The organism is Streptomyces roseifaciens (genome assembly GCF_001445655.1).
In the GTDB taxonomy this organism is placed as follows: Bacteria; Actinomycetota; Actinomycetes; order Streptomycetales; family Streptomycetaceae; genus Streptomyces; species Streptomyces aureoversilis.
Genome location: NZ_LNBE01000004.1, coordinates 1,657,675 through 1,670,598 on the forward strand (window position 1 = coordinate 1,657,675; position 12,924 = coordinate 1,670,598).

A 12,924-nucleotide genomic window follows, 5' to 3' on the forward strand; every position below is an offset into this window, starting at 1 on the left:
CAGGCCGTCCCCTGCCTGTGCGCGCGCCACCACCCGGGGCCCGTCTCCGGGACCCTCATGCCGTTCCGGTCCCGGTTTCCGTCCGCCGGGGGCGCGTCTCCGCTCGATTCCGCGCCCCGGCCGACGGGGTCTGTCAGCCGCCCTGCCGGGCGGGTTCCGCCTCCTGCTCCACGGCGGCGCCGCCGGCCGCCGGCGCCCCGGTCCGCCCCTGCAGGGCGACCTCCTTGATGAACAGGGTCAGGACGAAGGCCAGCAGCGCGCACGGCGCGGCGTAGAGGAACACGTCGCCCACCCCGTGCCCGTAGGCGCTCTCGACGACCGTCCGCAGCGGCGCGGGCATCGCGTCCAGCTTGGGGATGCCGCCACCGGAGCCGCCGCTCTTGGCCGCGGCCGCCGCGGCCTGCGGGCCGAGCGCGGCGATGCCGTCCTTGACGTAGTCCGTCACCCGGTTGCCGAGCACCGCGCCGAGCGCGGAGACGCCGACCGCGCCGCCGAGGGAGCGGAAGAAGGTGACGACGGAGCTGGCGGCGCCGAGGTCCTTGGGGGCGACCTGGTTCTGCGTGCAGAGCACCAGGTTCTGCATCATCATGCCCATGCCGAGGCCGACGAGGGCCATGTAGACGGCCAGGTGCCAGTACGGCGTGTCGTAGCGCATGGTGCCGAGCAGCCCGAGGCCCGCGGTGAGCAGCACGCCACCGCTGACCAGCCAGGCCTTCCAGCGGCCGGTCTTGGTGATGATCTGCCCGGAGATCGTCGACGACAGGAACAGGCCGGCGATCATCGGAATCGTCATCACGCCGGACATCGTCGGCGACTTGCCGCGCGCCAGCTGGAAGTACTGCGAGAAGAAGACCGTGCCGCTGAACATCGCGACACCGACGAAGAGGCTCGCCGCCGACGAGAGGGTGATCGTCTTGTTGCGGAACAGCCGCAGCGGAATGATCGGTTCGGCCGCCTTGGACTCGACGTAGACGAAGATCGCACCGAGCGCGACCGAGCCGCCGACCATGGCGTACGTCTGCCACGAGATCCAGTCGTAGTTCTTGCCCGCCAGGGTCACCCACACCAGCAGCAGCGTCACCGAGGCGCTGATGAAGAACGCGCCCAGCCAGTCGACCTTCACGTCCCGCTTCACCACGGGCAGCTTCAGCGTCTTCTGCAGCACGATCAGCGCGATCACGGCGAAGGGCACGCCGACGTAGAAGCACCAGCGCCAGCCGAGCCAGTCGGTGTCGGTGATGACGCCGCCGAGCAGCGGGCCGCCGACCGTCGCGACGGCGAAGGTCGCACCGAGGTAGCCGCTGTAACGGCCGCGCTCGCGCGGGGAGATCATCGCCGCCATGATGATCTGCGCCAGGGCGGACAGACCGCCGACGCCGATGCCCTGCAGGGCCCGGCAGGCGATGAGCGTGCCGGTGTTCTGCGAGAGGCCGGCCACGACCGAGCCCGCGACGTAGACGATCAGGGCTATCTGGACCAGCAGCTTCTTGCTGAACAGGTCGGAGAGCTTGCCCCACAGCGGGGTGGACGCGGTCATCGCCAGGAGCGAGGCCGTGACGACCCAGGTGTAGGAGGACTGGCTGCCGTGCAGATCGGAGATGATCTCGGGCAGTGCGTTGGAGACGATCGTCGAGGACAGGATGGCGACGAACATGCCGAGCAGCAGCCCGGACAGCGCCTCCATGATCTGCCGGTGGGTCATGGGGGCGCCGGCGTCCTGGCCGCCGTGCTTGGCGTGGCCGCCCCCCACACCGGCCGGTGCGGTCGAAGCCATGAAATTCCTTTGCGGTGCGAGTGTGGCTTGAGGTGTACGTACGTCTGCGTGGTGCGGGTCTTACGGGTCCTACGGGTCTTGCGGGTCTACGTGGTGCGGCTACGCGGTGCGGGTGGTCCGGCAGCCGTCGAAGCTGTCGCGGAAGCGTCCGAGCAGCTCGATGAGCCGGCCGACGTCCTCCGAGGACCAGTCCTGCAGGCAGGTCGCGAGCGCCTGCGTGTAGCGCCCGGAGACCTGCCGGAGCAGGGCCTCGCCGCCGGGGCTGATGCGCAGCAGCCGGGAGCGCCGGTCCGCGGGGTCCGGGTGCCGTTCGAGCCAGCCCCGGGCCTCCGCGTAGGCGACGTGCCGGCTGGTCACCGACATGTCGATCAGCAGCAGTTCGGCCAGCTTGCCCATGCGCATCTCGCCGTACTGCCGCAGCATCGTCAGCACGACGGCTGCGGCCGGCGAGCAGTCCGCCGGGAGTACGCGGGCGAGGTCGCGCCGGACGGCGGCGACGGCGCTGAGCTGCCGGGCGAGCTCTTCGTACTGCTCCTGCTCGGCCACGCGCCGCCCTCCCCACTTACAGTTGCTTAGGGCAACGATGTAACCAGGAATTGGTTGCTGCAGGCAAGTGAAATGGGGTTTCCGTGGGTAAAGGTAGGGCCAAGGATTTCTAGAGGGGTGTAAAGCCGCAGGTCGGAACGGAAATGGACGGAGCGCCTCAGTAGAGCGGGGCGCTGCACGCCATCCGCCCCTCCTTCGCTAGGGTCCTGGCCTATGGCCAACCCCCATCAGCAGAACCCCGAGAGCTACGACCCCGCGGGCAGCACCCAGATGTTCCGCGCCTTCGTCGACGAGGGCCAGGGCGGCCCCTCGGGCCGGCGCGCGGCGGCGCCCGCCCCCGCCCGGTCGTCCGGACCCCGCGTCGGACTGATCGCCGGCGTGATCGCGGTCGTCGTGGTCGTCGCGGCCGTGGTGTGGCTCGCGCTCGGCTGAGCCCGGGCCCGGGCTGACCGACCCGGTCAGCCCCACTCCACCTGCACGTCGCGCGTCTCGACGTGCATGCCCCACGGCACGCGCCAGGCGTCGACGCACACCGTCCACGATCCCTCCACCGCCGCGCCCGCCTCGATCGGTACCGGGAGCGGCTGCGCCGAGGTGATCGTGGACCAGTCCAGACCGAGCAGGTCGATCACGTGACTGCCGAAGGTGACGGTGCCCGTGGTGACGGGGCTGCCACCGGAGTTGGCGAGCGGCACGGTGACCTTCTCGCACCAGCGCCGGCCTTCGTCGTCCGCGGACCGGTGCGGCTCGCCGGTCTCCAGCCGGGCGGCCTCGGGTGTGTGCGACGGCCGCCCGGGGCGTGAGGACGGCGAAGGTGGCGACGGCGGCGACGGTTTCGCAGGGGATGCGGGGCTCGCGGTGCGCGGAGGGGCTCCGCCGCCCGTACGGGGATCCGCGCCGCGTCCGGCGCCCTGCGGGCTGCTGCTCCTGCTGGACGGGGACAGCGGCGACTGCGGCGATGGAAGTGGCTGCAGTGACAGCGGTGACTGTGGTGACGAAGAGACCGGCGACCGGGAAGAGCCCGGAACCGGAGAGCCCGGTGAACGGCCCGGGGAGCGGCCGGAAGGCGGCGCTGCGGGCAAGGAGTGGAACTCGACGCCCTCGTCGGGCGGAACGGCTCCGCCCACCGGGTGGGAGGACGAGCCGGGGCCTGCCGCCTCGGAGGCGACGTAGCCGTCGCGGTCGGTGCCGCCGCAACCTGCGAGAACGGTTCCCAGGGCGAGTGCGGCCGCCGCGGCTGAGGCGGATGCGGAGACGATCGTCTTCCGACGCATCGGCCCAGTGTGGCTGACGGTCAGTCAGGAGTACAGAGGTGGGTGACGCAGAGGTGGGTGGTACAGGCCGGCGATCCCCCGTGCGACTCGCCGAATGGTGGATGTTCCCCCGTGAGATCCCCCGTGGTGGTGCGTCTAGTCCGCGATGAGACCCTCGCGGAGCTGTGAAAGCGTCCTGGTCAGGAGCCGGGAGACATGCATCTGCGAGATGCCGACCTCCTCGCCGATCTGCGACTGCGTCATATTGGCGAAGAAGCGCAGCATGATGATCTGCCGTTCCCTGGGAGGCAGTTTGGCCAGGAGGGGTTTGAGGGACTCGCGGTACTCGACGCCCTCCAGTGCACTGTCCTCATAGCCGAGCCGGTCCGCGAGGGAGCCCTCGCCGCCGTCGTCCTCCGGGGAGGGGGAGTCGAGGGAGCTCGCGGTGTAGGCATTGCCGACGGCCAGGCCGTCGACGACGTCGTCCTCGGAGACGCCCAGGCACAGGGCCAGTTCGGGCACCGTGGGCGAGCGGTCGAGCTTCTGTGCGAGCTCGTCGCTGGCCTTGGTGAGGGCGAGGCGCAGCTCCTGCAGCCGGCGCGGCACGCGCACCGACCAACTCGTGTCCCGGAAGAACCGCTTGATCTCGCCCACGACCGTCGGCATCGCGAAGGTGGGGAACTCCACGCCCCGTTCGCAGTCGAACCGGTCGATCGCCTTGATCAGGCCGATCGTGCCGACCTGGACGATGTCCTCCATGGGCTCGTTGCGGCTGCGGAAGCGGGCGGCCGCGTAGCGCACGAGGGGGAGGTTGAGCTCGATCAGGGTGTCGCGGACGTAGGCACGCTCCGCGCTGTCCCGGTCGAGGGCGGCCAGGCGCAGGAAGAGTGAACGGGAGAGGGTGCGGGTGTCGATGGATTCGCAGTCGTCGAGCACGGCGTGTGGTGCGTCGGTGGCGAGCACCTTCGCGCTGCCCAGGTCTACGGACATGCCACCCCCTTGAGGTCGCGGACGGGTCACAGCGGTGCCCCTCGCACGAGGGGTTCGGCCCCCACCTGAATACCGGAGGCCGCGCTGTGGCAAACGCAGTTCCTGCAGAATGTCACATGTCGGCAACACGCTGTAGCGTCAAGTCGACATATCTGCTGCCTCGTATGAGGAGGGGGTCACCCGTGAGGGTTAGGCTTCGATCCGATTTGCGGAACGCAGCCGCGCGAAGCTGCGCGAGAGCAGCCGGGATACGTGCATCTGGGAGACGCCCAGCTCCGCGCTGATCTGCGACTGCGTCAGATTGCTGTAATAGCGCAGCAGCAGAATGCGCTGCTCGCGCTCCGGCAGCTGCACGAGCAGGTGGCGCACGAGGTCACGGTGTTCGACCCCGGCGAGTGCCGGGTCCTCGTAGCCCAGCCGGTCCAGCAGGCCGGGCAGCCCGTCGCCCTCCTGCGCGGCCTCCAGCGAGGTCGCGTGGTACGAGCGCCCGGCCTCGATGCAGGCCAGCACCTCGTCCTCGGGGATGCGCAGCCGCTCGGCGATCTCGGCGGTGGTGGGCGTGCGGCCGTGCAGCACGGTGAGGTCCTCGCTGGCGCCGTTGACCTGCACCCACAGCTCGTGCAGCCGGCGCGGGACGTGCACGGTGCGCACGTTGTCGCGGAAGTAGCGCTTGATCTCGCCGACCACGGTCGGCATCGCGAAGGTCGGGAACTGCACCCCGCGGTCCGGGTCGAACCGGTCGATGGCGTTGATCAGGCCGATCGTGCCGACCTGGATCACGTCCTCCATGGGCTCGTTGCGGCTGCGGAAGCGGGCGGCGGCGTAGCGGACGAGGGGGAGGTTCGCCTCGATGAGCGCGGCCCGGACGCGGGCGTGCTCGGAGGTGCCGGGCTCCAGGGTGACGAATTCCTTGAAGAGCACCTGCGTGAGGGCCCTGGCGTCGGCGCCGCGGCTCCTGGGGTGATCGGTGTCGGCGTCGTCGGTGTCGGTGTCGGTGTCGGCGTCGGGGCCGGTGCCGGCCCCGGCGCCGGTGTCCTCGGTGGTGTCCGCGGCGGGCGCCGCCGCAGCCTTCGCGGCGGTCTTCGCAGGGCCGGACGTGCCGGTGTCCGGGCCGGCGCCCAGGCCGGGGTTCTCGAGGAGCTCGGGCCCGCCGGGGTCGGCGTCGGGTCCGAGGGGGCGCGCGGTGGCACCCGCGGGCGGCTGGTCGCGCTGGGGAGGGGCTTCCTGGAGGGGGGCTTCGGGGACGGTTCGGGCCGACACGGTTCTGCCACCCTTCATGGTCAACTCATCCGGGAAAAGCGGTCATAGCATCACAAGACATGTGCACTGTGTGCAAGAACCCCATAACATCGTGTTGACCATAAAAACGGCCCCTCGCCCAGGTGGCGAGGGGCCGTGCGCAGCGGGCGCTCAGAAGGGGTAGTCGGCGATCACCCAAGTGGCGAATTCACGCCACTGCGCGACACCCGCCTGATGTGCGGGGTGGTCCAGATAGCGCTGCAGTGCCTCGGCGTCGTCGACGGCGGAGTTGATGGCGAAGTCGTAGGCGATCGGCCGGTCCGAGATGTTCCAGGCGCACTCCCAGAAGCGCACCTCCGGGACGGCGTCGCCGAGCGCCTCGAACGCCTGTACCCCGGCGACGACGCGCGGGTCGTCGCGCCGGACGCCCTCGTTGAGTTTGAACAGGACGAGGTGACGAATCACGGCACTGCCTCCACGCCGGGCGGACCGGACCGCTCCGGCTCGGCGGCGCGGCCCGTCAGCTGATCAGTTGGGTCATGAACTCGCCGACGCTCTTGGCGGCGTCCGAGATGCCCTCGAACCCTATCTGGACGAGCTCGGCCGACCGCTTGGGGGAATGGATGATCGTGTACGACACGAAAATGACGGCAGCCCAGAGCGCGATCTTCTTCGCTTGCGCCACGAGGCACTCCTCCCCCGGTGATCCCTGCGACCGCGTCCCCCGTGATCGCCTCCTACGGTGGCGGAGTCTATCCGCACATGTGCCCGAACCCGTGTCGCGCCCGCGCTCCCCCCTCTCCGCGCGCCGTCTTCGCACCGCCTTCTTCACACCACCTTTAAGGACCAAAGGCCTGCCAAGCCGGGTCCTTCGCCGTACGGGGGCCCGTGCGCCGGGGCGGAGGATAGGGGGAGCCCGTACCGGATCTGGCAGGAATCCGGAGGGCCAGGGACATGGCCTCACTGCGGGGTCAGGGCCGCGAGCTTCCCCCCGACTGCGGCCCGGACTTGGAGGCCGTGACCCCGACGGGGGAAGCGGCTGTCCCCCCGATGCCGCTTCCCCCGACCTGCTTTTCCGGAGCCCCGGCCCCGGACCCGTATCGCGCCCGGGTCCGGAGCCGGGGCCTCGTGCGTTCCGCGCCCGCGCGCGCTCCGGCGCGGGCGAATCCGGAGGCGCGATCACAGCTTTGCGACAAAGGTGAGATTCACGTACTGCGGGGGCACCAGAAAGGTATCCGGCAGCCGGCGGATCGCCGGTGCCGGAGACGAGGGGCCGAGGGAGGTCGGTGAGGGGCGACATGGGCGCGGACGAGCCCGCCTTCGCCATGCGGGAGCGTGTGGCGTGCGGCGCGATCATCATTGAACTGCACGGTGAGATGGACATCTTGGCGGAACAGGAACTCGGTCCGCGCATGGACGCGCTGACCGAACGGGGCCGCGCCGACATCGTGATCGACCTCCGCCGCGTGACGTTCCTGGACGCGAGCGGGCTCCGGCTGCTGCTCAGAGCCCGGCACCGCATGCTCTGCCGCGGCGGGCGGCTACGGGTGGTGCGGGGTGTGGCGCGCGTGTCGCGGGTGATGCGCGTGGCCGGAGTGGAGAGCGCCTTCACCATCGTGGACGCGTTCCCGTCCGTACGGACGGAGGAGGCGGGCCCGCAGGACGGCAGCGTCGCCTGAGCGGTGACGCGGCCGGTGACCCAGCCGGGGACACGGCCGGGGACACGGCCGGGGCGCAGCAGCGGACGCGGCCGGTCCCGGCGGCGCGCCGGGCGTGTGCTCGGCGCGCCCCGCCGCCCCGCACCGGCCCAGCGCCGACCCCGTCAGGCTGTGATCCCCGCCGCCTCCACCAGGGCGCGGGCCGTGATCCGGCAGCCCTCCAGGGCGTGTTCGGCCGTGCTCGGGCGGAGGCGGCCCAGCGCCGGGTCGAACTCGCTTCCGAGGACTCCGGCGTGGTCCGTCCGCGGCTCCTCCAGCTGCACCGGCCACCCGTGCCCCTGGAACGCGGCGGCGCACTCCCACGAGGAGCGGATGTCCACCTGGGCGTCCACCGTGCCGTGCACGAGCCGCACCGGCACGGGGGAGGCCCCGGCCGGGAGGTCCGCGAGGTCCTTCAGGGGGACCGAGGCGGTGGTGCGGGCGGGCACGTCGTACCGGCCGGCCAGGCCCACGACGGCGGCCGGCCGCCATCCGCCGAACAGGTCCGGCCGCAGCGCCGTGGCCACCGCCGCCCCCGCGCCGGCCGACCACCCCGCGACCACGACCCGGCCCGGGTCGCCGCCGAACTCCGCCGCGCGCTCCCGTACGAACGACAGGGAGTCCAGCAGGTGCGCCATGCCGCGGTCGGGGGCGTCGGAACGCCAGTCCGCGGCGAGGACCACGACCCCCTGCGCTGCCGCCGCCTCCGCGACGGGCCGCAGGATCTCCCGCTCGTCCGGTCCCATGCCGTGCCAGAGCAGGACGGCGGGCGCGGTCCCGGCACCGGGCGTCCTGTAGACGTCCACGGCCTTGCCGGTCGCGGTGCGGGCGAGGGTCCGTGTCACGCCGGTCTCCACGGTCATGCTGGTGCGCTCCTGTCGTCGTCCGTTGTTAGTCGTTAGTCGTTTGTCGTTCGGCGTCCTGGTCTCTCCCGTCACTCTTTCACCGCGTCACTCCTCCGGCGCGGCACGTCACCCCTTCACCCCTTCGCCACGGCCAGGGAACTGTTCACCCGCGCCGCCGCGTTGGCGGCGTCGTCGACGGTGACGACGAAGTGCTTGCCGGACGTCAGCTCCAGCCACAGGGCGTCGCCCGCCCGCAGCGAGACCGCGGTCTGCCCGGGCAGCCAGCGGTACCCCCACCCGCCGAGCTCGCCCGGCCGGGTCGGCCTCGCCGACGCGTGCCGGATCCGGGACAGCCGTATCCGGCGCTGGAGAAAGGGGAGGAGGACGGAGCGGACGGTCACCCCGTGGGGCGTGACCGTGACCCGGACGGCGCCCGTGGCCAGCAGTGCCGCCGAAGCCGCCAGCAGGATCAGGAAGACGGACCGCAAGTCCGCCGCCAGAACGGCGACCACCACGAACGCCACGGCGGACACCGCCCCCAGCACCACCATCCAGCCCGCCACGACCGTACGGCTCCAGGCCGCCGTCTCCGCCCCCGGGCCGCCTTGCGCGCTGCTGCTGTTCGTACCGCCGTTCGTGCTGCTGTTCGTACCGCCGTGCGTGCCGCTGTTCATGCTGCTGACCCCGATCTCCCCCGAGCCGCCAAGATCGTGCACCTTGTTCGCATCACGCTAGAACAAGCGATCGTCCGCGACAAGAGCCTTCGTCACGGGACCCGTTGCAGCACCGTGTAGCCCAGCCGGACGTCGGGGTTGTCGGTCAGCACCGTGTCGTGGAGCTCGGCCCACGAGTGGAAGGCCTGGGACGGGGAGGGCGCGGCGCGGCCCCGCGCCACCGTCATGCGTGCGGGCAGGCCGAGGGCGCACAGATAGGTGGTCAGGGCCAACGACCTCGCCAGGCAGGGACCGTTGGGCAGCATCGCGCGGAGCACCAGCTGGGCGCCGAGGATCTCCCGGCGGGCCAGCCGCACCGCCGTGCCCGGGGACAGGCCGGACAGGGCGGCCGAGCCCCGGGCGGGCCGGGCCCGGCACAGGTACGGGTACGCCCCGCGCCAGCCGCGTCGCCGGTACAGCCACAGCGCCCGGGCCGTGCGGGCGAGGGCGACGGCCCGCAGGCGGAGCGGGACCGCCGGCGGCGGCGGGCCCTCCCGGGGGCCGTCCAGGAAGAACTCCCAGTCCGCGGTCACCGCTCCGCCCTCCGCAGGCGGCGCCTGCGCGGCGGGCACCCGCCGTCGCCGAGCAGCAGGGACCGCTCGCCCAGCCGGTCGGCGAGGCCGGCCAGCCCGGCGGCCAGCGTCGCGTCGTCCGCGTCGAAGTCCTCGCGCAGCCGGGCGACGGCCGCGGGCACGGAGTCGCAGGCCAGGGCGGTGCGCAGCATGTATGTGGCCGTGGAGTTGAGGGACAGGCAGACACCGCGGCGGGTGTCGAGGATGAGGCCGGCGTCGTCGGTGTCGTCGAAGACGGCGTGCTCGGCCAGGCCGATCAGAGGCATCGGGTGAATCCCCTCCGCTTCGCGGGCGTGCGCCGCGCGTCGCTGCGCAGGAACAGCTCGGTCATGGCGGTGCTGAGCAGGGTGTCCGCGTTGAGGCGCAGCCGTGCGGGCTCGGCCAGGACGTCGGCGAGCCGGAGGGGGTCGACGATGCCCATGCGGACGAGGTGCGCCTCCGGCCCGCCGATGAGGGCGGCGAGGACGTGGCGGTGGCCGAGGACGTAGTCCTTGTGCGGGGAGCCGGGCCACAGCCGGCCGTGCCGCCGCCAGACGGCCGCGGGGAACCGGCTGGAGAGCATCAGCCGGAGCACCGGCTTGGTGATCAGCCGCCCCTGGTGCGGCAGGAGCCGGTAGGCGTCCGGCATGCGGGCGGAGAGCCGCCGCAGGCCCTTGCTGCCCAGGGGGTTGCACAGCTGGATGCCGCGGGGCCGCCAGAGGGTCAGGTTCGCGCAGTGCTCCTGCGGCGTGAGACCGGGGTGCTCCTGCGGGGCGCCCGCGTCGGCGGGAGGGCCGTCCCGCTCGGCGGCGAGCGGGGTGAGGAAGTCCGCGTACCGCGCACCGCCGCGCCCGGGCGTGCCGTCGTCGAGCAGGGAGGAGCCGGGCGAGGCGCTGCGCAGGATGCGGGGGAGCTCCCAGCGCGAGGTGAGCAGCCCCCGGCACAGGACGGCCTTCTCGCGCGCGGGCAGGTCGCCGGTGAGCACGCCGTGCAGCCCGTAGCGCGCCGGGCCGAAGATCCGGTCGCCCTCGCGGCCCCAGGCGAGGAAGGTGATCCCGTCCCGGGCGACGCGCTCGGCGGTCTGTTCGAGCCACCGGTAGGCCGTGTGGTTGTACGGGTGGGGGAACTCCCACCGCTCGTCCAGGTATCCGGCGCCGTGGTCCGTCACGACCGGCACGAACGGCACCCCCAGGTGCTCGCAGACCGCCCGGGCGTACCCGGACTCGTCCGCGAGGGGGTCCCGGGTGGCCCGGTGGTAGGCGACGACGTCGGCGCCGGCCGCCGCCAGGGCCGCGAGCACGGCCGCGGAGTCCAGGCCGCCGCTGAGCAGGATGCCGGTGCGGCCGCGGCCGGCGAACGGCCGTACGGATTCCAACAGGAGGTCCCAGGCGGTCGCGGCGTACTCCGCCATCGTGGTGCGCGCGGGCAGCTCCAGAGGGGTCACCGGGTCGTACGCGGCCGTGGTCACCGCCCCGCGCTCGACGGTGACGATCCGGCCGGGCGGGACGGGGGTGACGCCGGGGTAGACGAAGACCGTCTCGCCGCGGCAGGAGCGCCGGACGGCCTCCGGGTCGAACTCCCCGGGGCCGTCGAGCAGGTCGGTCGGGTCGGTGGAGAACCGCAGCAGGTCCGTGGAGTACCGGTAGTGCAGGCCCTCCTCGCCCGCGGCGCTGCGGAAGAGGAACACCCGGTGGTCTGTGACCAGCGCCCCGGCCAGTTCGCCGGGCAGGCGGGCCAGTTCCGCGTGGCGGCCCTCCTTGAGGGCGTCCACGAGCCGCCCGACCCACGCGGGCGTGACCGGGCCGCGGACGACGCCGGTCAGCAGGAGTCTCTCCCGCTCGGAGGGGAACGGCACCCGGGGCGTCCCCGGCGCCGCCCACTGGACGAGGTGGCGGCCGGGGTCGGACCAGGCCGGGCGCTGTCCGAAGGGGGCGGTCACGTACGAGATGCGGGGCGGGTCGCCGCCGAACGGGACGCGTCCGTAGCAGCCCAGGTAGTCACCGACGGGTACAGGGACGGGCTCCATGGCTTCCCTTCCGGGCCTTCCGACGGCCGTCCTGCGGCCTTCCGACGACGCGCGCTGCTCAGAGAAGGGATTCGGCCGGCCGGGGGAACCCGCCGTGGGCGGTCAGCTGTTCGACCGTGCCGAGCTCGTCGATCCGCGGCTCCACGTAGGGGCGCTTGGCCGCGGGCGGGTCGTCCGGCACCGGCCGGTCGGTGGCGTGCGTGCTCTCCATTGCGGTCCCCCTCTTTCCGCAGGGCACTGTGTCCGTCCCCCTCCACGGTCGGGCACTCCTGGCGCTCCCGCACAGGGGCTGCTGACGCGCTGGAGCGGCGCCCCGGAGCGGGCGCAGGGGCGCGCGGCGCGCGGACGCTCAGGTACCGGGGCGCGCGCCCGGACGGCGGTCACGCCGCGTCATGCCGCCTCGATGAATCTCCGCACCATCGCCGCGAACACCTCCGGGTGCGACACATGCGGAATGTGGCCTGCACCTTCCAGGCCCCTCAGCTCCGCCCTCCGCATCGTCCGCGAGAGCTCGACCGTGACCGGCGGCAGCCACGACGGGCTCTCCGTCCCGTACGTCAGCAGTGCCGGCCCGGTGCAGGCGGACAGCCGGGTGAGGTCGAGGCTCGCCCAGCCGGGGTCGGACTGCTCGGCCGCGAACGCGCGGCTGTTGGCGACGAGGGTCGCGCGCACCCGGTCGGGCAGGGCCTCCCAGGAGCCCGGGCCGAGGGCGACCTCCTCCGTGAAGCGGCGCACCCCCTCGCCCGCCTCCCCGGCGAGGATCAGGGCCACCGCCGCGTCGATGCCGTCCTGCGCGGCCCGCATCAGCACGTGGACGGGGTCGTCGCCGCGGATGACGCCCAGCAGCGGGGGCTCGTGGGCGATGACGGTGCGCAGGAGGTCGGGGCGGCGGACGGCCAGGCCCAGGGCGGTCGACGCGCCGAAGGAATTGCCGACGACGTGGGCCGGGGCGAAGCCGAGCGTCTGCAGCAGCGCGGCGAGGTCGTCCTCGTGCTCCCTGCGGGTGCCGCGGCCGGCGCCGCGGGTGCTGGCGCTGTGCCCGCGCCGGTCGTAGACGAGGACGCGGAAGGACTCCGCGAGGGCCGGGACGACCGCCTGCCAGGTGTAGTGGTCGGTCAGCCCGCCGTGGACGAGGACCAGCGGCTCGCCCTCGCCCACGACCTCGTGGAAGAGCTCCGCGCCGCGCACGCGGACTCGCGCCATGCCGGGCCTCCCTTGCTCGGACGTGCCGCTCGGGCGCCCCGGTGGGTCCGGCCGCAGTCCGTCCATGACAGCCGCCGCGGCGCACCG

At 72.8% G+C, this 12,924-nt stretch carries 16 protein-coding genes; 2 read left to right on the forward strand and 14 right to left on the reverse strand.

Translation table 11 applies throughout. The features are described 5' to 3' along the window. Window positions 1-133: 133 nt before the first annotated feature. Both AS857_RS24580 and AS857_RS24585 read right to left on the reverse strand, forming a co-directional pair. Window positions 134-1,702: an MDR family MFS transporter gene (locus AS857_RS24580; protein ID WP_476718238.1), complete on the reverse strand. Its 1,569-nt coding sequence runs from the start codon at window positions 1,700-1,702 to the stop codon at window positions 134-136. A gap of 171 nt (window positions 1,703-1,873) precedes the next feature. Further along, the gene (locus tag AS857_RS24585; protein ID WP_058045428.1) at window positions 1,874-2,320 is read right to left on the reverse strand and encodes a MarR family winged helix-turn-helix transcriptional regulator; all 447 of its coding nucleotides are present in this window, start codon (window positions 2,318-2,320) and stop codon (window positions 1,874-1,876) included. 213 nt (window positions 2,321-2,533) lie between these two features. Here AS857_RS24585 and AS857_RS24590 point away from each other — a divergent pair, with 213 nt between their 5' ends. Beyond that, window positions 2,534-2,752, forward strand: coding sequence for a hypothetical protein (locus tag AS857_RS24590; protein WP_058045429.1), 219 nt, complete (start codon window positions 2,534-2,536; stop codon window positions 2,750-2,752). A gap of 26 nt (window positions 2,753-2,778) precedes the next feature. Here AS857_RS24590 and AS857_RS41595 read toward each other — a convergent pair whose 3' ends face one another. From AS857_RS41595 to AS857_RS40475, 5 genes are all read right to left on the reverse strand, one after another. Next, a complete protein-coding gene (locus AS857_RS41595) occupies window positions 2,779-3,015 on the reverse strand; it encodes a hypothetical protein (RefSeq protein ID WP_058045430.1) in 237 nt (78 codons plus the stop codon). Between the two features lie 714 nt (window positions 3,016-3,729). Beyond that, complete coding sequence (locus AS857_RS24600; protein ID WP_058045431.1) at window positions 3,730-4,563, reverse strand: RNA polymerase sigma factor SigF; 834 nt, start codon at window positions 4,561-4,563, stop codon at window positions 3,730-3,732. Window positions 4,564-4,752: 189 nt separating this feature from the next. Then, on the reverse strand, window positions 4,753-5,823 hold the full coding sequence (locus AS857_RS24605; protein ID WP_245700452.1) for an RNA polymerase sigma factor SigF: 1,071 nt from the start codon (window positions 5,821-5,823) through the stop codon (window positions 4,753-4,755). 150 nt (window positions 5,824-5,973) lie between these two features. After that, window positions 5,974-6,267, reverse strand: coding sequence for a Dabb family protein (locus AS857_RS24610; protein WP_058045432.1), 294 nt, complete (start codon window positions 6,265-6,267; stop codon window positions 5,974-5,976). 55 nt (window positions 6,268-6,322) lie between these two features. Continuing rightward, window positions 6,323-6,487 carry a hypothetical protein gene (locus AS857_RS40475; RefSeq protein ID WP_168092965.1) on the reverse strand — a complete coding sequence of 55 codons (165 nt, stop codon included), beginning with the start codon at window positions 6,485-6,487 and terminating at the stop codon, window positions 6,323-6,325. A gap of 601 nt (window positions 6,488-7,088) precedes the next feature. On the opposite strand from AS857_RS40475, the gene AS857_RS24615 reads away from it, so the two are divergent. Beyond that, entirely contained in the window at window positions 7,089-7,481 is a 393-nt protein-coding gene (locus AS857_RS24615; RefSeq protein ID WP_245700453.1) for an STAS domain-containing protein, read from the forward strand. Window positions 7,482-7,624: 143 nt separating this feature from the next. Here AS857_RS24615 and AS857_RS39145 read toward each other — a convergent pair whose 3' ends face one another. The 7 genes from AS857_RS39145 to AS857_RS24645 all read right to left on the reverse strand — a co-directional run bounded on the left by AS857_RS39145 (window position 7,625) and on the right by AS857_RS24645 (window position 12,837). After that, window positions 7,625-8,362 carry an alpha/beta hydrolase gene (locus AS857_RS39145; protein WP_058045434.1) on the reverse strand — a complete coding sequence of 246 codons (738 nt, stop codon included), beginning with the start codon at window positions 8,360-8,362 and terminating at the stop codon, window positions 7,625-7,627. 116 nt (window positions 8,363-8,478) lie between these two features. Then, window positions 8,479-9,018 carry a hypothetical protein gene (locus AS857_RS24625; RefSeq protein ID WP_058045435.1) on the reverse strand — a complete coding sequence of 180 codons (540 nt, stop codon included), beginning with the start codon at window positions 9,016-9,018 and terminating at the stop codon, window positions 8,479-8,481. A 92-nt stretch (window positions 9,019-9,110) separates the two neighbouring features. Next, window positions 9,111-9,590 carry a lasso peptide biosynthesis protein gene (locus AS857_RS24630; RefSeq protein WP_058045436.1) on the reverse strand — a complete coding sequence of 160 codons (480 nt, stop codon included), beginning with the start codon at window positions 9,588-9,590 and terminating at the stop codon, window positions 9,111-9,113. Then, the gene (locus AS857_RS39150; protein ID WP_058045437.1) at window positions 9,587-9,895 is read right to left on the reverse strand and encodes a PqqD family protein; all 309 of its coding nucleotides are present in this window, start codon (window positions 9,893-9,895) and stop codon (window positions 9,587-9,589) included. Before AS857_RS39150 ends, AS857_RS24630 begins: the two co-directional genes overlap by 4 nt. After that, window positions 9,886-11,634: an asparagine synthase-related protein gene (locus tag AS857_RS24640; RefSeq protein ID WP_058045438.1), complete on the reverse strand. Its 1,749-nt coding sequence runs from the start codon at window positions 11,632-11,634 to the stop codon at window positions 9,886-9,888. The genes AS857_RS39150 and AS857_RS24640 overlap by 10 nt, the downstream gene beginning before the upstream one ends. Window positions 11,635-11,692: 58 nt before the next feature. Then, entirely contained in the window at window positions 11,693-11,845 is a 153-nt protein-coding gene (locus AS857_RS40085) for a hypothetical protein (protein ID WP_160330272.1), read from the reverse strand. Window positions 11,846-12,024: 179 nt separating this feature from the next. Continuing rightward, on the reverse strand, window positions 12,025-12,837 hold the full coding sequence (locus tag AS857_RS24645; RefSeq protein WP_058045439.1) for an alpha/beta fold hydrolase: 813 nt from the start codon (window positions 12,835-12,837) through the stop codon (window positions 12,025-12,027). Between the last annotated feature and the right edge of the window lie 87 nt (window positions 12,838-12,924).

Excerpts from the sequence above, each read along its gene's own strand:
- AS857_RS40085 (WP_160330272.1), bottom strand. The coding sequence starts at position 11,845 with ATGGAGAGCACGCACGCCACCGACCGGCCGGTGCCGGACGACCCGCCC.
- AS857_RS24625 (WP_058045435.1), bottom strand. The coding sequence starts at position 9,018 with ATGAACAGCGGCACGCACGGCGGTACGAACAGCAGCACGAACGGCGGT.
- AS857_RS24640 (WP_058045438.1), bottom strand. The coding sequence starts at position 11,634 with ATGGAGCCCGTCCCTGTACCCGTCGGTGACTACCTGGGCTGCTACGGA.
- AS857_RS24645 (WP_058045439.1), bottom strand. The coding sequence starts at position 12,837 with ATGGCGCGAGTCCGCGTGCGCGGCGCGGAGCTCTTCCACGAGGTCGTG.
- AS857_RS39145 (WP_058045434.1), bottom strand. The coding sequence starts at position 8,362 with ATGACCGTGGAGACCGGCGTGACACGGACCCTCGCCCGCACCGCGACC.
- AS857_RS39150 (WP_058045437.1), bottom strand. The coding sequence starts at position 9,895 with ATGCCTCTGATCGGCCTGGCCGAGCACGCCGTCTTCGACGACACCGAC.
- AS857_RS24600 (WP_058045431.1), bottom strand. The coding sequence starts at position 4,563 with ATGTCCGTAGACCTGGGCAGCGCGAAGGTGCTCGCCACCGACGCACCA.
- AS857_RS24580 (WP_476718238.1), bottom strand. The coding sequence starts at position 1,702 with ATGACCCACCGGCAGATCATGGAGGCGCTGTCCGGGCTGCTGCTCGGC.
- AS857_RS24590 (WP_058045429.1), top strand. The coding sequence starts at position 2,534 with ATGGCCAACCCCCATCAGCAGAACCCCGAGAGCTACGACCCCGCGGGC.